The following is a 23,748-nucleotide window of genomic DNA, read 5'->3' on the forward strand; positions in this document are numbered from 1 at the left end:
GCACGAACAATTTCATCATTTTCTGGGGGGAAGAACGTGTACACAAAGCAATTTGCAAGTCTGGTGGATGTAATGAAAGAAAGAGGAAGCACGGCGGAACGAAGGATCATTTTTATAGAAGGGGATGACCGAGAAAACCAGCTTACATATAAGGGGCTCTATGAAGAAGCTTGCGGATTTTTGGGCTATCTCCAAAAGCAGGGAGTCGAAGCAGGGCAGGAGGTTGTGTTCCAAATCGACGATAATCGTCACTTTATTATCGCTTTTTGGGGCTGCATCCTTGGCGGTATCATTCCTGTCCCGGTCAGTACCGGCAACAATGACGAACATAAGAGCAAAGTATTTCGGATTTGGAATATATTAAATCGTCCTTACCTGCTTGCAAACTCAAAAATTTTGCGAGATTTAGAAAACTTTTCAGTGAAGAGCGGACAGCTAGAATTATTCGATAAGCTTCGCGGCAGGGTATCTATTCTTGATGATCATTCGGTATTCTCAAAGGAATTCTCTCCCCAGATTTACAGTCCACATCCCGGAGATATTGCGTTTATTCAATTTTCATCAGGTTCGACGGGAGATCCGAAAGGGGTTATACTGACCCATCGCAATCTGATCTATAACGTTAACGGTATTTTAAATAGAACAAAAACCACCTCTGAAGATTCCTATTTGCAGTGGATGCCTCTGACTCATGATATGGGACTGATATGCAACCACTTGGCACCTCTGATAGCCAACTCGGATCAATACATTATTCCAACATCTTTATTTATAAGACAGCCGATACTCTGGCTCAAAAAAGCAAGCGAACATCGGGTTACTATCATCTCCTCTCCGAATTTCGGCTATAAATACTTAATGCAGTTTTTCAAACCGGAAAAAGCTGAGAATTGGGATTTGTCGAATATCCGCATGATTTATAACGGAGCAGAGCCAATTTCAACGGAGCTGTGTTATGAATTTCTGGACACTTTCGCTCCTTACGGTCTGAAACGGACTGCGATGTATACTGTTTATGGACTTGCTGAGGCTTCTGTAGGCGTTGCCATACCTTTGATCGAAGATGAATTTGTGACTGTATATGTTGACCGCCGTCATCTTAACGTCGGGGAACAGGTTATTGAAGTTAATCAAGAATTGCCCTATGCGCTTTCCTTTGTTGAAGTTGGTTGTGCGATCGACTACTGCCAGCTGCGGATCTGTAAGGAAGACGGCACAGAATCCATGGACGGTGCGATAGGCCATATACATATCAGGGGGGATAACGTCACAAGAGGATACTATAATAACCCCGAAGCAACCCGTGAATTATTGACTCCGGACGGCTGGGTCAGAACCGGGGATTTGGGATTCCTCCGCAGTGGTCAATTAGTGGTCACTGGGCGGGCCAAGGATATTATTTTTGTGAACGGGCAGAACGTATACCCTCATGATCTGGAGCGGATCGCCGAGGAAGTAGAAGGTGTGGAGCTTGGCCGGATAGCCGCATGTGGGATTTACAATGCAGAGAAGAAAAAGGAAGAAATTATTCTATTTGTCGTTTCCAAAAGAAAATTAGAAAAGTTTCATCCGATTGCGTTAAAGCTTAAACGGCTTTTGAACGAACGGGGAGGCTGGGAAATTGCGGATGTGGTGCCAACCAAGCGCATGCCTAAAACGACCAGCGGAAAGATACAGCGATATGTGCTTGCCCAGCAATATCAGAATGGCGAGTTTACCGAGGTTTTGCAGGAATTAAAGAGTATGCATTCAGCAGAAAAAAAGGAAATGGCGGGCAAGCAGGAAGAATCACTTCGGCCTAGGAGTTCGCAATTGGAAATCGAGCGTGATATCCAGCGTATCTGTCGTGAAGTACTCGGGAAAGACGAGGTGGGTGTTCGGGACAGTTACTTTGATATGGGAGTAAACTCCCTCCATATGGCGCAGATGGCTGAACGGATTGAGACAATGTTTTCAGTTAAGCTGGCCGTTGCAGATTTGTTTGCCTATCCGACGATTCATGACTTGGCTGCTTTCCTGAAGTCAGAACCAACGTTATCCCATCAACAAGAAAGGAATGGAATTGGTTCATCGAAACAGGATAAGGATATTGCCATTATCGGGATGTCACTTCAGCTGCCGGGTGCGGAAGACGTTCAGGAGTACTGGGGAAATTTGATGGAAGGCAGCCATTATATTGGAGAACTGCAGGGTGATCGGCGGGAAGATGCTAAAGATTATTTATCCGTGATGGGGCTGGATGCACAGGAACCCGATTTTAGACCTGGCGGATATCTAGAGGAAATTGATAAATTCGATTATACATTTTTCAAAATCACCCCTAACGAAGCGAAGTTAATGGACCCGAATCAAAGGTTATTTACGCAGCAGGCCTGGAAAACGCTGGAGGATGCTGGATATGCCGGGGACAAGCTGCGCGGCCGGAAGGTGGGCGTGTACGCCGGTTATTCAAAAGTTGGGTATGATTACGAACGTCTAATTTCCAAAGCACAGCCGGATCAAATATCAAATTATATCGTCGGAAACTTGCCTTCCGTCTTGGCCAGCCGCATTGCTTATTTTCTTGATTTTAAAGGCCCGGCGGTAACCGTAGACACGGCATGCTCCTCTTCCTTGGTCGCTGTTCATATGGCATGTCAGGCGATCCGCTCTGGCGAATGCGAGATGGCGCTTGCCGGTGGAGTCAGAACTTCTATACTACCCTTGTCATTAGGGCTGGATATGGAATCCGTGGACGGATATACCCGTGCTTTTGATGCGGCTTCGAATGGAACGGGTGTGAGCGAAGGCGTGGCATCCGTGTTGTTAAAACCTTTGACTCAAGCGCTCCGTGACGGAGACCAGGTATATGCTGTCATTAAGGGCAGTGCAGTGAATCAGGACGGAACGACAGTGGGCATTACAGCGCCTAACCCTGTCTCCCAGAGCGAAGTGATCCGTGCAGCCTGGGAGGATGCGGGCGTGGACCCGGCAGCCCTTACGTTTATTGAAGCTCACGGAACGGGGACAAAACTGGGAGATCCAGTCGAGTTTTCAGCTTTGGAGAAAGCGTTTGCCGGATATACAGATAAAAAGCAGTTTTGTGCGCTGGGTTCCGTGAAGGCCAATATTGGACACACGTTTGAAGCATCCGGCATTGCGGGTCTGATTAAATCAGTGCTGATGCTTAAATACAGGAAAAATCCACCACTGCTTCATTTCAGAGAGCCTAACAAAAATATAAATATAGAGAATTCTCCTTTTTATATTAATTCCGAGCCCGCTGCATTTGATGCTTCGGAGCAGCCGCTTCGCTGCGGAGTCAGCTCCTTCGGATTTAGCGGGACGAACTGCCATGTGGTTATGGAAGAATTCGTTGATCCAAGAGCGGAAGGATCAGAAGAAGAGAATGGACAATCCCATTTGTTCACCTTGTCTGCCAAAAACGAAAGCGCTCTTCAAGAGCTGATTCTGAGGTATGTGCAGCACTTGAACTTATATCCGAGCCAGACTTTATCGGATATTTGCGGCACGGCAAGTACGGGGAGGGCTCATCTTGAGAACCGCATCGCATTCGTCTGCCGCTCACGCGAAGAATTAACCCGTAAACTGACAGGCCTTGCTGAGAACAAAGGACATCCGGGAATATTTCGAGGCGTATATCGGATCGTTTCCGAATCAAACCAGAAATTAGGGCGCGGAGAAATCACTGAGGAAGAATTGTCACGCATCAATGAAGAAGCCGCCGGAATGATTTTGGAGCTCGTTTCCGCGACGCCAGAGAGCCGGGGGCGGCAGCTTGAACGGTTATGCGAGCTGTACGTTCAGGGCGCACGTATCGAGTGGGACAAGTTCTATTCCGCGAGAAAGGTTCCTTTACCGCTGTATCCTTTTGACCGTAAGCGATGCTGGATTGAAATCGAACGAAGCGATGGGCTTAAGGAGGATGAAACTGCGATTTCTAAACAAACCGAATTAATGACGGCGACCGCTGGAACTTTTGATTTGTCAGCTGATGTAGAGAAAACAGTGAAGAAAATGATCAGTGATGCCTCAGGGTTGGATGTGACTGAGATAGACAGCTCTGCCCACTTCCTTGAAATGGGACTGGATTCCATTATGCTTGTCCGAATTCGCAAGGAAATTGAAGATGTTTACCTGCTGGATATTGCGATTGAAAGGTTTTTTGATTCGATCACGAATGTTCACACGTTAACCCAATATATTATCGAAAATGCTAATTTGAAATCGGCTGTGGCTTCGGTCAATAAGGAAGTACGGAATCGGGAGCACGAGTCGCATAAGAGAGTGATACTGCAGGAAGCGGAAGATCAGAAGCTTCAGGCAGCAGCGGCTGTTTCTATGGAGATGAAGGACGAGATTTCTCCTCCGGTTACAGGAGGCTCGGCAGTGGAGCGAATTTTAACCCAGCAGATGGAGCTGATGACCCTTCAGCAGCAGCATGTCAATGATATTCTGGGCAAGCAGTTGGAGCTTTTAAGCGGCAGCGGGGTTAAAAGGAGTGGAAGTGAGGGGGGCGGACGGAATTTTGACGTTTTGCCTGGTGGATACAAGCAGGCGGAAAAAGACAAGACAAGACCGGACAGCCAGAGCACGAATCTGTCAAGTTATGGATCCTCCTCTGATTCCTTCGCCGTTCCCGAATCGGCTGCAGTGATCCAGACCCACCCTGTTGTACGTGCTGAACCAACCGGCAGCGGTGCTCAGGAGCCTAAGCCATTTATTCCCTATCAGCCGATGGTGATTGGTGAAGATGGGGACTTTACAGAGCAGCAGCAGGAATATCTGAATACGTTTATCGCAGATTATACAAGACGTACAAAAGGGTCCAAATCCTATGCGCAGCGTACGCGTTATGTCCATGCAAACAACCGTAATGTACCGGGATTCCGCTCCTATTGGAAAGAAGCCATCTATCCGATCGCAGCCGAACGCTCTTCCGGTTCGAGAATGTGGGACGTAGACGGCAACGAATATATCGATTTGACAATGGGCTTTGGAGTTAATCTGCTCGGACATAATCCGGAATTTCTCGTTACAGAGATGAAAGAACAATCTTCTTCTTCGCTGCCACCGTTAGGCCCGATGTCGGATCTCGCGGGTGATGTGGCTGAACGAATTAGCCGAATTACGGGTATGGAACGCGTGGCCTTCTACAATTCAGGAACGGAGGCTGTCATGGTTGCACTGCGTACGGTGAGAGCTGCGACCGGACGCTCGAAGGTTGTCATTTTTTCCGGATCCTATCATGGTACATTCGACGGAGTGTTGGGGGTATCCCATCCGGAAGCCGATGCTTCCGCTTACCCGATGGCACCAGGGATCGAGGCCAACTTTGTGCGCGACGTTATCATGCTGAACTACAATAAACCTGAATCGTTGGAACTCATCCGCAAGTACGGCCATGAGTTGGCGGCGGTGCTCGTCGAGCCCGTGCAGAGCCGCCGTCCGGACCTGCAGCCGCGCAAATTTTTGCAGCAGCTCCGAGAAATCACCTCTGATTCGGGGACTGCGCTTATTTTCGACGAAGTGATCACTGGGTTCCGGATCGGTCTGGAAGGGGCTCAAGCCTGGTTTGGCGTGAAAGCCGATTTGGCAGTGTATGGGAAGGTAGTTGGTGGTGGCCTGCCAATCGGGATTGTGGCTGGAAAAGGCGATTTCATGGACCCAATCGACGGTGGGGAGTGGAATTTTGGAGATGTCTCCTACCCAGCAAAGGCTGATCGTAAAACCTTTGTCGGAGGCACGTTCTGCACTCATCCGCTTACCATGCGCGTGGCTCTAAAAACGATCGACTATTTGGAGTCGCAGGGCCCTGCCTTGTATGAGGAGTTAAATAGTAAAACGGATTATCTTGTGCACGCATTGAACACGTTCTTCAAAGAGCGGAAAGTTCCGATTTATATGGTGAATTTCGGATCTTTATTCCGTTTCGTTTCCTTCGGAGATATCGAGCTGTTCTTCTATCATTTGAACTACAGAGGGCTTTATGTGTGGGAGGGCCGTAATTGCTTCATGTCAACGGCCCATACCTATGAAGATATTGACATGATCATACGCATCGTAAAAGAGACCGTGAGTGATTTACAGCGCGGCGGCTTTCTGCCGGGAGACCCTCCTCCGGACGATGACGGCGGGAGAATAAAGCGGGTCAAGCTGTCCAATGAGCAGAAACAGCTTTGGATTTCTTCCGCCGCGGGCGGACCAGCTTCCGCTTCGTTGAATGAGTCCGTACTGCTTCGAATGAAGGGATCTTTGAATATAGATGCGTTACGACAGGCGGTCGATATACTGATCCGCAGGCACGAGGCACTGCGAACGGTCATAGACAGCAGTGGTGAGTACCAAGAGATTTTGCAAGAGGTGCAGGCACCGCTGAAGGTACAGGATATGCGCGGTGATTTGGCTGATAGCAGTAAGGATAATCTGGACCGCTGGCTGGCAGCAGATGCTTCTGAAGCGATCAGTCTGCATACCGGACAGCCGCTATTTCGAATTACCGTGCTGCAGTTGGCTGATGAGGAATACATGTTGGCACTGGCCTTCCATCATATCGTCATTGACGGCTGGTCCATCGCTATATTTGCTGGAGAACTGGAAGAGGCTTATTCGGCGGTCTGCGAAAAGCGTGTACCGCAGCTGCCGCAGCCGGTCCAATTTGCTGAATATTTACAATGGCAGGAACAAAAACTTCATCAACCTGATGCCAGCGAAGCTGCGGCATTCTGGTCAGCCCAATGCAGCGAGCCAGTTCCAACCTTACAGCTGCCCTCTCCGCATGGATACATTAGAAAAAAGAAGTTTAATGGCGGCAGGCTTACAGCAGTACTGGACAGGGAAGAGACCACGAAGTTAAGAGCGCTCAGCATTCGCAGTAAGAACAGCATGTTCATTACCATGCTGGCTGCTTACGGTTTGTTTTTGTATCGGCTCACCTTGCAAAGAAAAATGGTCGTCAGCATTCCAACGGCTGGACAATCCCACATGGGGGAGACCCACCTGATGGGGAATTGTGTCAATTTGCTTCCTATATATATGGAGCTGAACGGCAGTGAAACCATTGCTGACCACTTAGGTGCCGTAAAGGAAATATTGCAGCGGGTGGACCGACATCAAAGTTATTCGCTCGCCAGTCTGATGGAGCACATGCCTGAAGTGCATATACCGAATTTGAATATGATGTTTAATATGGACCGGCCTGTTCGTCAGCTCAACTTCAGTGGATTGGAAACCGAACTTGTTCCTTACCCTGTTCGTCATTTGCATTATGATTTGTTTCTTAATGTAACGGAAATTAATCAAGAGCTGCGGCTGGATTTCGATTTCAGTACCGATTTATTCGACCTGGAAGTTATGAAGATTTGGGCGGAAGGTTACCGTCATCTATTACTTTCTATGACGCAGGATTCTTCTGTGAGTGTATCGCAGTTGTCGGTTAGTACTGAAGATCATGCTCGTATGCTGACGAAGTTCGGGAACAAGCATGAAGGTAAGTATATTCTTGATTCGCAGCGGAATCCGGTCCCGATGGGGGCCATCGGCGAACTGTATACCTTGGATTTGAAGAACGATGTAATGATGTCCTCAGGGAAGCTGGCGATGATTGTTCCTTCCGGGGCGATGATCATGTGTGGTGACGCTGATCGCTGGGCGGAAATCCGGGGATATCGGATCAACTTGACACAACTTGAATCCGAGCTGATGCAGCTGGAAAGCCTACAGCAGGCTCAAGTGGCTGTTCGGCTAGTATCATGTCATAACGCTTCTCCAAGGCTTGCGGCTTATTTGGCATCTCAGATGCCGATCGATGTTTCGCGTATTCGAGTGGAGATGGCCGAACGGTTGGCCGAGTATGCGATTCCTGCTGATATAGCGGTAATGGAATCGTTCCAGCGATTGGAAGACGGGTCCATTGACGAAAATGCACTATCCAGTCTGGATATATTCTCTCAGGATCAGGAGCCGTTAAATGAAACCGAGTCCAGCATTGCTGCAATCTGGAATGAACTTTTAGGTACGGAGTATGTTGGTCCTAACGATCACTTCTTTAACATTGGCGGCAACTCTTTGAAAGCGACAGTCATGCTTTCGCGAATATATCGGGAGTTCGGTATGCAAATTCCGATCGGCGAGTGGTTCCAGCATCCTACGGTCCGCCAGTTATCCAGTTTATTGAACGGGCATGCGGAGGAATCATACAATCTGATTCCGGTACAGCCGCAGCAGGAGTATTATGGCATTTCCGCATCCCAGAAGCGGATTTATATATTGGAGCAGTTTGAAGCGAACAGTCTTATTCATAACATCCCCGGGCAGATCCATCTTGCAGGTGAGCTGGATCCGGACCGGTTAACTGCTGCTCTTGAGCAAATTGTCGACAGACATCGAGTGTTTCGAACGTCTTTTGAAATTCGGGGTCAGGAAATTGTGCAGAGAATCGGTGATGCGGTTGTACTGCATGTTCCGTACTCGGAACTGTCTTCTGAGGAAACAGCAGATGACCGGTTCAGAAATTTCGTGAAGCCGTTCGATTTGACCCAAGCACCACTTTTTAGGGCAGAGCTTGTCAAACTGTCGAATGACGAATCTTTGCTGTTTGTAGATATGCATCATTTAATTTCGGATGGTTATTCTATGGCCGTATTTATGAGAGAACTGGTGGAATTGTACCAAGGACATGCGCTGCCAGAGCTCAGGGTGCAGTACACGGACTTCGCTGTCTGGCAGCATCAAACGTTTAACGAACAACGCATGAGAGAACAGGAAGCTTACTGGCTGCATGAATTTGCAGGAGAGCTGCCTTCGCTGAATATGCCGTTGGATTATCCTCGGCCTGGACAACGGAGTGTGGAGGGGGAGCGGCTGACGTTTTGCTTGGATGAAGCATTGACGAAGCGGCTTCGCCGGTTGGCTTCGGATACGGGCACTACATTATACATGGTTATGCTTACCGCTTATAAAGTACTGCTTCATAAATATACTTCTCAGGATGATCTTATTGTTGGCACTCCGGTTTCGGGGCGTATTCATCCCGACATTGAGCCGCTGATTGGTGTGTTTATCAACACTGTTGCGATCCGCAGTTATCCGGCCAAAGACAAGACGTTTGCCGAATATTTGGATGAAGTTCGGCACAGCAGCATCGGAGCATTCGAAAACCAAAGTTATCCGTTTGAAATGCTGGTAGAAAAGCTGAATATTCGGAGAGACTCCAGCCGAAATCCGTTGTTTGACGTTATGTTTATATTTCAAAATATGGAACTCGAGGGTGTGTCCGCAGCGGGAGTGACTTTTAAGCCGGAGGAGAAAAATCCCGGTGTGTCCCCCTACGATCTGACCCTTAGCGCTGAGGACTGGAATGAGGAATCGATAACCTTAAATCTGGATTACAGCAAAAAGTTGTTTAAGCATGAAAAGGCAGAGCGGATGCTCATGCATTATGTGAATATTTTGAATGGCGCAGCGGATCAATCTGCATTGACTCTATCGGAGATTGATATTTTATCGGCGGGGGAGCGTCAGCAGCTGCTGGCTGCATTTAATGCAGGTGAGCTTCTTTATGACAAGCAGTTGACCATTGATCAGCTGATCCGGCGGCAGGCGAAACTTACTCCTGATGAGGTTGCAGTGATTTGGGAGGATAAGTCTTACACCTATAGTGAACTGGATGCCAAATCGGACTTGCTGGCAGCTGCGCTTCGGCGTAAAGGAGTACTGCCTGGGACAATTGCTGGAGTAATGGTCACCCGTTCGATTCATTTGATCGCAGCTTTGCTCGGCGTATTGAAAACAGGTGCCGCGTATCTGCCGATTGATCCGGAATATCCGGTACAGCGGATTGAGTATATGCTGGACGACAGTGGTGCACAAATTTTGCTGACCGATCAAGAAATGAACATTCAGGCTGAATCCAATGTCACAGTGATCGATATACAGGATGAAAGCCTGTATAAGGGGATCACACCGGAAGATATTCCTTCTTCACCCGTTCATACAGCCGATCACATGGCTTACGTTATCTATACCTCGGGCTCTACCGGAAATCCCAAGGGAGTCATGATATCGCACCGTGCAGTTCATAACTTTATTGAGGCAGCGACCAAGGAGATCGCATTCTCTCCCGGCAAGAGCATACTGTGCCTGACGACGGTTTCATTCGATATTTTTGTACTCGAAACGTGGGTGCCGTTAACCAAAGGGCTCACTGTCGTCATCGCAGGAGAGTCGGACCAGCGAGACCCTTTAGCGCTTAACCGTTTGATCACGAAACATCATGTGAAGATGCTCCAAATGACGCCGTCCCGTTTGAAAATGCTTCTGGGTGATGATCCTGACATGACATTTCTGAACAGCGTGACCGATATTATGCTCGGCGGAGAACCTCTCCCGATATATTTTTTACACCGACTTCAGGAGATTTCGGGTTTAAACATATTTAATATGTACGGTCCGACAGAGACGACGGTATGGTCCTGTATCAGTGACTTAACTAAGAAGGAAATAGTGGATATCGGTACACCGATTGGCAATACACAGATTTATTTACTGGATGCCAGCGATATGTTGGTCCCGATCGGACTGCCCGGGGAGCTGTGCATCGGTGGAGATGGTCTGGCTGAAGGTTACTGGCAGCGCGACGATTTGACGAATCAGAAGTTTGTCGACAATCCGCAAGTCCCGGGACAAAGAATGTACCGGACTGGGGATTTGGCTAAATGGCGGGAAGATGGATGTCTCGAATATATAGGCAGAATGGACTTTCAGGTTAAAATCCGTGGTTACCGGATCGAGCTTGAAGAAATTGAGGCCGCGATGATTCGTCAGCTCCCGGTAAAGGAATCCGTCGTGGTGGCTAAACAGGACAACCAAGGAAATTCATACCTCTGCGCTTATTATGTTCCGCAAGAGGGAAGCGAACCGGGATCGATCCGGGAAAGCCTGCTAAAGTCGCTTCCTGAATATATGGTACCGTCCTACTTTATACCGCTAGAGCAGATGCCTTTGACACTTAACGGGAAAATCGACAAAACAGCAATGCCTGAGCTGGAAGTGAGTGCACTTCCTATGGAGTCTTATACACCTCCAGAAAATGAAACCGAAGGTCGACTGGTTCGGATATGGGAAGAAGAACTGGGCCTTGAGCAGGTCGGTACTCATGATAATTTCTTTGAACGAGGCGGTCACTCCCTGAAAGCGACCATTATGATTTCCAGAATTAATAAAGAATGGGGTGTAGGAGTATCTGTAGGGGAATTTTTTAATCATCCTACGGTACAAGGATTAGCCAGGTTGATTCAGCAAGGGAACCGTCGTGCATTCGAAGAAATTCCCGTTGCGGAAACTCGCAGTCATTACGCATTGTCGGCGGCACAAAGACGACTTTTCATTCTTGAACAATTGAATGGGGGCAGCACGGCATATAACATGACGGCAGCTTTTGAGATTGAGGGAGATCTGGATATCTGGAAGCTGGAAAACAGTTTCCGTACCATGATGCAGCGACATGAGGCGTTCCGCACCTCCTTCCAGACGGTCAACGGGGAGCCGGTGCAGATCATTCATCCTGAAGTTGAATTTGCCATCGAACTTGTCGAAAGTCTGGAAGATGGTAATTTAGATTGGCTTTCCGAGAGGTTCATTCTGCCTTTTGATCTGAGCAAAGCTCCATTATTCAGGGCATATCTTGCGAAAAGAGATGCAAACGATTATGTGCTGCTGATTGACATGCATCATATCATTTCGGACGGTTCTTCTATTGAAGTATTCATAGAAGAATTCAATACGCTGTACAGCGGCGGTGAGCTTCCAGAGCTTCGAATTCAATATAAAGACTATGCCGCTTGGTATAACGGGCAGCTGCATAAAGGAGTGTTCGAGGAAGACAAGCAATACTGGCTCAAGCAATTTGCCGTAGAGCCGCCAGTATTGAGTATGCCGACCGACTTTCCGCGGCCCCAGTACCAAAGTAATGAGGGAGCAAAACTTGAAACTTCTCTCGGTTCGGAACTGACAGCCGAGCTGCAGCAGTTAGCGCTCGAAACAGGGACAACTCTATATATGATCTTACTTGCCGGGTACAGCATTCTTTTATCCAAGTACGCGGGGCAGGAGGACATCATTGTAGGGTCGGCGTCAGCCGGAAGAGATCATGCTGATCTGCGCAAGGTGATGGGCGTGTTCATCAATACATTGGCGATTCGAACCAGGCCGGCGGGCCGGAAGAGCTTCCGAGAGTATTTAATGGAAGTCAAAGACGTATGCCTGAACGCTTACGAACATCAGCAGTTCCCGTTTGAGAGCTTGGTGGAAGCATTGTCAATTCCGAGAGACTTGAGCCGAAGCCCGTTGTTCGACGTGATGCTGACGATGCAGAATGCAGACGAAGACGATTTTCAAGTGAAAGGTTTGGCGGTCAAGCCGTATGCGCTGCAGCAGCAATCATCCAAGTTTGATATCTCCCTGCTGGTCAAAGTGACCAAGGATAATATTCTTCTGGAATTCGTCTATAGTAAGGCTTTGTTTACTGCGGATACAATGGAACGTTTTGCCCAGTTATTGGTCCATGTGCTTCATACATGTTCGAACAGGCCGGAGCTCGAGCTGTCCAAGCTCTCCCTACTGTCGGGTGAAGAGAAGACAGACAGTTCATATAGGAAGATGCTCCAGGATACAGAAGATACGGCGAAACCTACTTTTGACACGATGATTGAATGGTTCGAGTCGACTGCAAAACGGATGCCGAATCAGACGGCCCTTGTTTGCGGAGAGGATCGATGGAGCTTTTCCGAACTCAATACGAAAGCCAATCGGTTGGCAAAAATGCTGCTGGAGAACGGTTTTGAAGAAGGCAGCCGCATTGCCGGGATTGTGATGGAGAACCGACCGGAAACGATAGCTGCCGTGCTTGCTGTTTTCAAAGCGGGAGGTGCATACCTGCCGATTGATCCAGAGTTCCCTCAGGAACGAATGAAGTTCATGTTGGCGGATTGCGGCGCGCAGTTCCTGCTGACCTATGCTTCCGATCTGTTTGCCGCTGAGACTGCAGATCAGTTATTCCTACTAGATCATCTCAAAACGACTGAGGGTCTGGAGAAAAATCTGTATATTCCGGTGAAAGAAGACGATTTGGCCTATTTGATCTATACCTCCGGGACAACGGGGATACCCAAAGGCGTTATGATTGAACATCGAAATTTGGTCAATTATGTGCACTGGTTCGCGACGAGTCAACGAATAGACGAGACAGGCAAAACAATGCTGCTCTCTTCACCTGGTTTTGATTTGTGCTACACCGCGCTGTATCCGGCGTTAGCGTGCGGATGCGAGCTGCACCTGCTCGATCGACACGATTATGTAGATCCGGCTTTTGTGTTGGACTACATGTCAGTGAATGGCATTACATTTATTAAAGCGACACCATCTTTGTTTCACATTTTGGCAAATCATGAGCGATTTGATACGGAAGGGCTGCTGGACTCGCTGGAACTGATCGTTCTTGGAGGCGAGAAAATAAGGATACCGGACGTTAAGCGATATTTCGATCGATATCCTCATACCAGATTCGTGAACCACTACGGCCCTACCGAAGCTGCAATTGGATGCATTGCCCATCCATTCGACCGGCATACGTTCCAGGAATTCAGCAGCCAGCCTGTGATCGGGAAGCCGATCTTTCACACTGAAGCACAAATTATGGATGCTTATGGAAACCTGCTGCCGGATGGGATACCAGGTGAGTTGGTAATCGCCGGGCGTGGGGTAGGACGCGGATATTTGGGACAACCAGAACTTACGAACCAAAAGTTCATTTCCCATCCCCTGCTTCCTGAGCACCGTCTGTATAAAACGGGAGACCGGGCTAAGCGATTGCCGAATGGAAGCATCGAGTTCATCGGCAGAGCCGACCATCAAACCAAGATTCGTGGTTACCGGGTAGAGCTTACTGAAATCGAGTTCCAGCTTGCAGCTCATCCGGATGTGCAGGATGCCGTAGTCACTGTGAAGGAGGACGACAACGGCAGCAAATACGTTTGTACTTATCTGGTTGCTGCTCAAATACTGACCGCGCAGGATATGCGGGACTATCTAGGAGCCAGACTGCCGGTATATATGCTGCCTTCTGCTTATGTATTCCTTGACCACGTACCGCTTAACGAGAACGGTAAAGTGAACTTCAGAGCGCTTCCTGATCCGGTTATGGAAGTCAAGCCTTCTGGAGAAGATTCGACTCCAACAAACGAACTTGAGGAAGTGATGGTGCGTGTATGGGAGGAGACGCTTGGCGTACGAGGTATAGGCACGGATCATAACTTCTTTGAATGCGGCGGTGATTCCATCAAGGCACTGCAGGTTTCTTCACGATTAACTGCGTACAGCCTGCGTATGGAAATGAGGGATCTGTTCAAACATCCGACAATTCGGGAGTTGAGCAGATACGTACAGACGATGACCGTCAAAACAAGTCAGGAGCCGGTTACAGGGGAAGTGGGTCTGACTCCGATCCAATATCGGCTGTTCGAGCAAAAATGGGAGCATGTCCATCATTACAATCATTCAGTCATGCTGCACAGGCCGGAAGGCTTCATTCCCGAGTTGGTCAACGAGGCCTTTGACCGTCTGGTGGAGCACCACGACGCACTGCGGATGAGGTTTGGTGTGATGGATCACAGGATCGTCCAGTTCAATCATGGATTGGATGAACAAGCGTATTACAAGCTGAGTGTGATCGATCTCAAAGGGACTGCAGCTGCAGACACGAAAGCCGAGATTGAGCGGCAATCAGCCAAACTGCAGACGGAATTGAACATTGAGCAGGGACCGCTTATCCGACTGGCAATCTACCATACAACTACCGGTGATTATTTGCTGTTCATCATTCATCATCTGATCGTTGACGGGGTGTCCTGGCGGTTCATTCTGGAGGATTTCTCCACTGCCTACATGCAGTTGCTTGAACAGTCGGAGGTGAAGCTCCCGGACAAAACGGATTCGTTCAAAGTATGGTCGGAGAAACTCAGAGAGTATTCCGCAAGCTCATCACTATTGAAAGAAAAAGGTTACTGGAGTGCCGTTGAGCAGGCTGCTGTTACCGAGCTTCCCGTCGATCATTCGATTTCTTTGAATCAGGTAGGAGATCATGCGGTTCAGAAGCTGACATTGGATACCAGTCTTACCCGCAGTCTATTAACTGATGCTCATCATGCCTACAGTACTGATATACAAGACCTTCTTCTTGCGGCGCTAAGCCGCACGCTGAAAGAGTGGACAGGTTCCGGTAACATACTGATCCATCTGGAAGGGCATGGCCGGGAGGATGTGATAAAAGAAGTGAATGTGTCGAGAACGGTAGGATGGTTCACATCTCTGTTTCCGTTCGTGCTCGGAGCTGAAGAGACGGACGATCCTGCCGAATTAATCAAAAGAACCAAAGATAATTTGCGTAGAGTACCCGGTAAGGGACTGGGCTATGAATTGATGAAATATTTGACCTTCCGTGACCCGTCTCACGAGCTTCAATTGAATTACCGGCTCAAACCGGAGCTTGTCTTTAATTATCTTGGGCAGTTTGACCAAGGTACAGCACGGACGGAGGCATTCTACATGTCTGACATTTCAACCGGACCTGAGGTCGGGCCGCAAGTTCAAAAGGGATATAAGCTGGAGCTGAATTCCATGGTTAGCAATGGTCAATTTAGTATGGAAATCAAATATAACAAATATCAATATCTTCAGGAAACGATGCAGCGGCTTGCGAAGCGGTTCGGAGAACATCTTGAACAAGTTGTTCAGCACTGCTGCCGTAAAGAGGTTAAAGAAATGACGCCGACCGACTACCAGTACAACAAACTTTCGCAAAAACAATTGGATGTCATATCTCGTAAGCTGAAGAAGAAGCTGTAGTGCTGCCGTAGGTGGAAGCTGCCGGATTGGTGGCAATCCGGCAGCCAATGTAGATGGGGAGAGTGTGACATTGAGCAATCATGAAATTGATAAAATTTATCCGCTTACGCCGACTCAAGAAGGAATTTTGTTCCATTCCTTATTAGAACCCGATTCTGAAGCGTACTTTGAGCAGGTTTCCTTCACCATTCAAGGGATGCTGTCTATTCCAACAATGCAGCGCAGTTTTACAACATTGGTAGAACGTTATGATGTATTAAGAACGGTATTCATATATACGGAAGTGGAGCAGCCTCTGCAGATTGTCTTGAACCAATGCGAGCCGGAAATGAGCTTTGAAGATATTTCGACCTATCCTAAGGAAGAACAGCCGAGACACATTGAGCTGGTGAAAGCACGGGACCTGGAGCACAAATTCGATTTAGAGACAGGCCCACTCTTCCGAATGACGGTGTTTAAACTGGATCAGGACATCTATCAAGTCGTTTGGAGATTTCATCATATCATTATGGACGGCTGGTGTATGGGAATCCTTGCCCAAGATTTGTTCCAGATTTATGAGGCTTTGGATAGTAATTCTCCGCTGCGGCTGGCCCCGGTTTATCCCTATAGCGACTATATAAGATGGCTCGGGGAGCAGGACCAGCAGGATGCACTCCATTACTGGAGCCAATACCTCGAGGGTTATGAGCTGCGTGCAGTGGTCCCATCTCTGGGGGGAGGGGAAGATCGGAGAGGATTCGATCATCGAAAATTCCATTTTAAATGGGATGAAGATACGACCCTCCGCTTGAAAAAGCTGGCTGTCCAACACCAAGTGACATTAAGTACGGTCTTCCACGCCATCTGGGGTGTGTTACTGCAGCGTTATAACGATAGCGAGGATGTTGTATTCGGTTCTGTCGTATCAGGCAGGCCCCCAGAATTACCGGGAATCGAGAGCATGGTGGGGCTCTTTATTAATACAGTTCCCTTACGAATCAGAACCGATAAGCACACATCATTTCAAGAGCTGCTTGCCCAAGTGAATGAATCCATGCTGGAAGCGAACCGATATAACTATGTTTCCTTGGCGGATATTCAGTCCAAAACAGTACTTAAAAATCAACTGATCGACCATATTCTCGTATTTGAGAATTATCCGCTGGAAACAACGGGCGGCGATAAAGGCAGCCTGTCCATCATCGACAGTAATATGGTGGAACACACCAATTACAATTTGGACGTGACCGTGTTTCCGGAGAAGGAACTCGAAGTGCTGTTTACTTATAACGGATTTCTCTATGACGAGCGCTTCCTGCACAGCCTGGAAGGGCATTTGAAGAGAATTGTGAACATGATATTGGACAATGATGGGGTATGTTTGCAGGATATCGAGATCATCTCCGAACAGGAGAAAACGGTCATATTGACCGAATTCAACAACACCGAAAAGGAATTCAGGCTGGATAAGCCTGCGCATGAACTATTTGAAGAGCAGGCAGGGTTTCATCCGGAAAAAACGGCGCTTTGCTATCAGGATGAATGCCTGACTTATGATCAGTTGAACCGAAAAGCGAATCGCCTGGCACGCTTGTTCAGACAGCTCGGACTTGAAAAGGGAGATTTTGCAGCGGTAATGCTGGACCGTTCACCGCTTATGGTGGCGAGCATACTCGCCATTTGGAAACTTGGAGCGGCATATATACCTGTCGATCCTCATTATCCACAGGAGAGGAAGGCCGGAATCATAGCCGATTCGAATGCGAGAATCGTTATTACACTATCCGGATACGTGGAGGATGAGCTGAAAGCACGTTATCCGGGGCGATTCGCGGAGATGGATAACCTTGTCCTTCCTGAGGGTGAAGAGGCCGAAAGCAATATCTGCATCCCGGCAGCAATGACTGACTTGGCTTATACACTCTTTACTTCGGGTTCGACGGGAAAACCGAAAGGCGTCTTGATTGAGCACCTGGGTATGCTGAACCACATTTGGGCTGAGGCGCATGATCTTCATTTATCTGATGAGATTGTGTTCGCACAGACGGCAAACCACTGTTTTGACATTTCGGTATGGCAGTTATTCGGTGCATTGGTGCTGGGCGGGACTACGGTGATCTACCCATATGATCTGATCCTTGCACCCGAGCGTTTCATCCATCAGGTCATCCGAGATCGGGTAACACTTCTCGAAGTGGTACCTTCGTACTTGAGTGTACTTTTGGATATCGTTCAGGCACGTTCTCTTCGCTTCGAATCTCTAAAGCATCTGATGATTACAGGAGAAGCTGTCACTCCTTCGCTGGCTGCACGCTGGTTTGAACTGTGCCCGGGAATCAAAATGGTCAACGCGTATGGGCCAGCTGAGGCATCCGATGATATTTGCCAATATGTTATGAATGGTGCACCTGAGAACAAGGGATATGTCCCGATCGGCAAACCGTTGTCCAATATTCGAATGTACATTGTTAACAAACAAATGCAGCTGTGTCCGATTGGAATCGTTGGTGAAATTTGCGTGGCTGGAATTGCGGTAGGAAAAGGTTATCTTAATAATCCGGAGCAGACTGCAAAAGGGTTCATGGAGGATCCCTTTACTTCGCGCTCAGGCGTTCGATTATATAAAACTGGCGATCTGGGGAGATGGCTTCCTGATGGTAATGTCGAGTTCATCGGCCGCAAGGATCAACAGATCAAAATCAGGGGATTCCGAATCGAACTTGGAGAGATCGAACACCGGTTAAGCGAGCATGAACAAATTCAGGAAGCAGCAGTGCTTGTCAAGGGTGAAGTCGAGAAATACTTATGTGCGTATTATACCGCTTATATCGATCTGAAGGCTTCTGAATTGAAGGAGTATTTAACTGCCTGTTTGCCGGATTATATGGTTCCTGCAATTTTTGTGCAGCTGGAGGATATGCCGCATAATGCCAACGGGAAAATTAACCGAGGTGGTTTACCCGAACCGATCACCGACCGTAATGAGGGCGAATATGCGCCTGCACGTAACGATACGGAGAGGGCATTGGTTTCCATTTGGACAGAGATTCTGGAAATAAAGAGGGTAAGCATTGAAGATAATTTCTTCAGTTTAGGCGGACATTCACTAAAAGCAACGATCCTTGTTTCCCGTATTCAAGGTGAACTTGGCGTTGACATAACCGTGAGAGACATTTTCGAGTATCCGACTGCTGCTCTTTTGGCGGAGCGAATCCAGGAATTGAACGGCGCTGTGTACGAAGTGGAGTCCATTTCATCGGCACCTGCTGATGACGCCTATCCGGTGAGTCCGGCGCAAAGAAGAATATACGTGTTACATACGCTGGAGGAGTCCGAATCAACGGCATATAACATGCCGTTTGCCTACCAAGTTAAAGGTGATTTTGACGCTGTGCGCTTACAAGATTTGATCAATCGGTTGATTGACCGCCATGAAGTATTTCGAACGTCGTTTCGGTTTGCTGACGGGGACCTGGTTCAGATCATTCATCCCGAAGCAGTCTGTATGCTTGAAGAGGTAGAAATGACCGATGCGGGCAAGGAGCAAATCGATGAACAAATCAAGTCGTTTATACGCCCGTTTTCTATGGAAGAAGCACCGCTATGGCGAGTTCAATGGCTTCGTACCGGACAAGCTGAGGGGGTGCTGCTGATTGATATGCACCACATCATTTCCGATGGTTTGTCGGGAGCCATTCTTCTAAATGAACTGGAGCGGATGTATAACGACAACGACCTGCTTCCGCTTGACATCCAATATAAGGATTATGCCTTCTGGTTGAATGAACGGCTCGGCGGAGAAAAAATGAAACGCCATGAATCATATTGGCTGGAGCAATTCCGTGGAGAACTGCCTCTATTAAACCTGCCGCTGGATTACCGAAGACCAGCCGTGCAGCGTTTTAACGGCAGAACGCTGCATCTAGCGCTGTCTCCGGAGCTTGCCGGGTCCCTGCAGAAGCTGGCTCAGGATACGGGCGTAACTCTGTTTTCCGTGATGTTAGGTGCTTACTGTACCCTGTTATCAAAGTATAGCGGTCAGGAGGAAATTATTGTCGGAACGCCGGCGGCCGGGCGTAATCACCCGGATGTACAGAACATGCTCGGGATGTTTATCAACACAGTGGCGCTTCGGAGTTTTCCGAAAAATCAGAAGACATTTCGCGAGTTAGTCAGAGAAGTAATGGATCACACGTTATCAGCAATCCAACATCAAGACTTCCCTTTCGAGCGTCTAGTCGAGCTCCTTGATCTAAATCGAGACACAAGCCGAAACCCGCTTTTTGACACCATGTTCAATTTGACGGATCGCGAGAAGCCGGAAGTTTCTTTAGGCGATCTGCGACTCACTCCATATGAATTGAAGAACGACATCTCCAAGTTCGACTTGATGCTGGACGTTTACGCAGATCATACGGAGATTTCTCTTGATTTACAGTACAACACCGATTTGTTTTCAGAATTGACTGCACAACAAATGGGTCGTCACTACCTGCAGCTCCTCCACAACCTTGTAACGGCGCCGGATATACAGCTGGCTAACGTCGAGCTGCTCGGTTTGGAAGAGCGCAGGGAAATAATGAGCTGGGGCCAAGGACAAAAGGCAGACTACGATTTCAATCGGAGTGTTTCCCAACGCTTTGAGCGTTTCGCAAATGAACAGCCGGATTCACCAGCAGTGAAATTCGCTGGAAGGGTATGGAGTTATGCTGAACTCAATGCTCAAGCCAACCGGATTGGCCGCTGCCTTGAAAAGCGCTTGGGTGGTCTGCCGGAGGAAGCAATTACTGCTGTAATGCTGGAGCGTTCCCCCGATTTCATCCAAAGTGTGCTTGGAATCTGGAAGGCGGGAGGCGCCTATGTTCCGATCGATCCCGAGTATGGAGTAAAGCGCATAACAGGTATTTTGAAGGATTCCGGTGCAGGAGTTCTTATTACCCGCTCGGAGTATATCCGGGATGGGATGGAAGAGCAGTATGAAGGAGTAATCCTTTGTCTTGATCAGGCGCTGGAGGAAATAGAGACAGAAAGTCCGGTGAATATCGGGAAACTGCAGCGTCCGGATAGTCTGGCATATGTATTGTTTACCTCCGGCTCGACCGGGAAACCCAAAGGCGTAATGATTGAGCATCGGGGGTTATTGAATCACATTCTTGCTGAAGCGGATGCTCTGACGCTGGATCACGGCTTGGTCTTTGCCCAAAACGCCAATATCTGTTTCGATATTTCGGTATGGCAGTGCTTCGGCGCTCTTGCATTGGGCGGGACGACTGCGATATATCCACAAGATGTAGTGCTTGAAACAGAACGGTTCTTGGAGGCAGTTACCTCTGATCAAGTGACACTTTTGGAAGTGGTGCCATCTTATTTGACAGTCATGCTGGATGTGCTGGAACAGAAAGGGATGAAACTGGACTTTCTAAGTCATTTGATGCTTACGGGTGAAACGATAAAACCGGATTTGGCCCGGAGATGGCTGAACCTGTATCCCGGCATTCCAATTGTCAATGCTTATGGCCCTGCGGAAGCTGCTGATGATATCAGCCAGCTTGTGATCTGCGACCTGCCTAAAGATACGGATTTCGTTCCGATCGGTAAACCGCTGGCAAATTTAAATTTGTATGTATTGGATAATCAGATGAACCTTTGTCCGCCTGGGATTTACGGAGAAATTTGCGTATCCGGTGCAGGTGTAGGGCGCGGGTATATCCATGATTCGCAAAGAACGGACCAGTCCTTCGGTAAAGATCCATTTGCTCCATCTATCCCGGAATTGACTGAAGGTCTTAGGATGTATAAGACAGGTGACTTGGGACGCTGGCGGCATGACGGAAATCTGGAGTTTCTCGGACGTAAGGATTTTCAAGTCAAAATAAGAGGTTACCGCATTGAGCTGGAGGAAATCGAAGTTTGCATTATCCAATCTTCGCATATCAAACAGGCAGTTGTATTGGCTAGAGAAGACGATGACGGAAGCAAATATTTGTGTGCGTACCTGGTTCTTGAGCCGGTTGTGCAGGGCAGCAAAGAGATGTGTCTCTTGGAGTTAAAAGATGAATTGGCAGCAGCACTGCCCAGCTATATGATCCCGGCGTACTTTATCATACTTGCAGAAATGCCGCTCTTGATCAGCGGCAAAATCGACCGAAATGTACTGCCTGCTCCCGACCGCAGCGCTGCACCGGATGAGAATTATGCGGAGCCCCGTAATGAAGTGGAACAAATGCTGGTGACGATCTGGGAAGAGGTTCTCAGCGTCCGCAAGATCGGGATTGATCATAATTTCTTTGAGATGGGCGGGGACTCGATTCGAGCCATTCAAATTTCCTCAAAGCTGAGCAATCAAGGCTATAAGTTGAAAATGAAGGATCTGTTCCAAAATCCGGAGATTCGGAAGCTGTCCAAATATGTTCAGGCGGATTACCGCGAGATTGATCAGGGGCCAGTCGAGGGTTTGGTGAAGCTTACCCCCATTCAGAAGTGGTTCTTTGAATGTGGATTCTCACCAGCAAATCATTGGAACCAGGCTGTCGTTCTTCATAAGCGGGAAGGATTCAATGAGGACCTGTTAAGAGAGGTCTTCACCGGGTTGATCCGCCATCATGATGCGTTAAGAATGGTTTTTAAATACGATGAAGGATTATGGACGCAGTATAACAGGGGAGACAATCGGGAGGAGCACTCATGGTTCGAACTGGTCATCAAGACAGTGGCCGACGGGCATGATGGCCGGCTGGAGATGTCCCGAATGATTGATGAACTGCATGGCAGTCTGGATTTGGCAAAAGGACCTTTGGTCAAGGCGGGATTGTTCAAGACACGCCAGGGGGATCATTTGGCAATCATCATTCACCATTTAATCATTGACGGGATTTCCTGGCGGATTTTATTCGAAGATTTGACACTTGCGTATCATCAAGCAGAGCGTGGTAATCCTATTGCGCTTCCATCCAAGACGGATTCCTTCCAAACGTGGGCCGATCGATTAACGGAGTATGCAAACAGTGAGATGCTGCAAAAAGAAAAGTCCTACTGGCAGCAGCTCGAATCGCAGCACGTTAAAGCCCTGCCTAAATCCGGTCTTTTTGAAGGAACGCCAAGAGTCTCGGATAATATGGAGTATTCGTTCAAGCTGGCTGCAGCCGAAACCGGACAGCTTCTCGGTAAAGTGCATAAGGCCTACAACACCGAAATCAATGATATTCTTCTTGCTGCATTGGGACGGGCCGTAAGGGAATGGACCAGCGAGGACAATGTTTTGATCTGCCTTGAAGGCCATGGCAGGGAAGACATCATCAAAAATGTGACTATCGGCAGAACAGTCGGATGGTTTACCTCCATTTATCCAGTTGTATTAAATATCCCGGGTTCGGCTGATATATCCTACCATATCAAATCGGTCAAAGAGAACTTACGGCGCATTCCAAACAAGGGTATTGGCTACGGCATCCTGAAATATCTTGGCGCGAAACGGCAGGAGGAAGAGCAGCAGTTCCGGCTGGAGCCTGAAATCAAGTTTAACTACTTGGGGCAGTTCGATAACGATGTGAACACAGAGCTGTTTGGTGCTTCTGACGTGCCGTACGGCCAAACCGTCAGCCCCGAAGCCGAAAGAGAAGTCGCTTTAAATATTACGGGTCTTGTGGAAGATGGCTGTCTGACGATGTCCATTGAATATAATCTTGCAGAATATACGGGAGCTGAGATCAGCCTGCTGGGAAGCCGTTTTAAGGCTCATTTGATGGATATAATCAAGCATTGTATGGAAAAAGAGACTCAAGAGCTGACGCCTTCCGATGTGGGGGGAGACGATCTGTCCATTGAAGAGCTGGAAGCCATTATGGATTTTTATAACCAATAAAAATG

At 48.2% G+C, this 23,748-nt stretch carries 2 protein-coding genes; both read left to right on the plus strand.

Going from position 1 to position 23,748, the window contains the following annotated elements:
- The first annotated feature begins 36 nt into the window (after window positions 1-36).
- Window positions 37-15,900, plus strand: a complete 15,864-nt coding sequence (locus ABXS70_RS06450) for an amino acid adenylation domain-containing protein (protein WP_366294821.1) — start codon at window positions 37-39, stop codon at window positions 15,898-15,900.
- Window positions 15,901-15,970: 70 nt separating this feature from the next.
- A complete protein-coding gene (locus ABXS70_RS06455) occupies window positions 15,971-23,743 on the plus strand; it encodes an amino acid adenylation domain-containing protein (RefSeq protein WP_366294824.1) in 7,773 nt (2,590 codons plus the stop codon).
- Window positions 23,744-23,748: the final 5 nt, after the last annotated feature.

It is taken from the genome of Paenibacillus sp. AN1007 (assembly GCF_040702995.1).
Lineage (GTDB): Bacteria > Bacillota > Bacilli > Paenibacillales > Paenibacillaceae > Paenibacillus.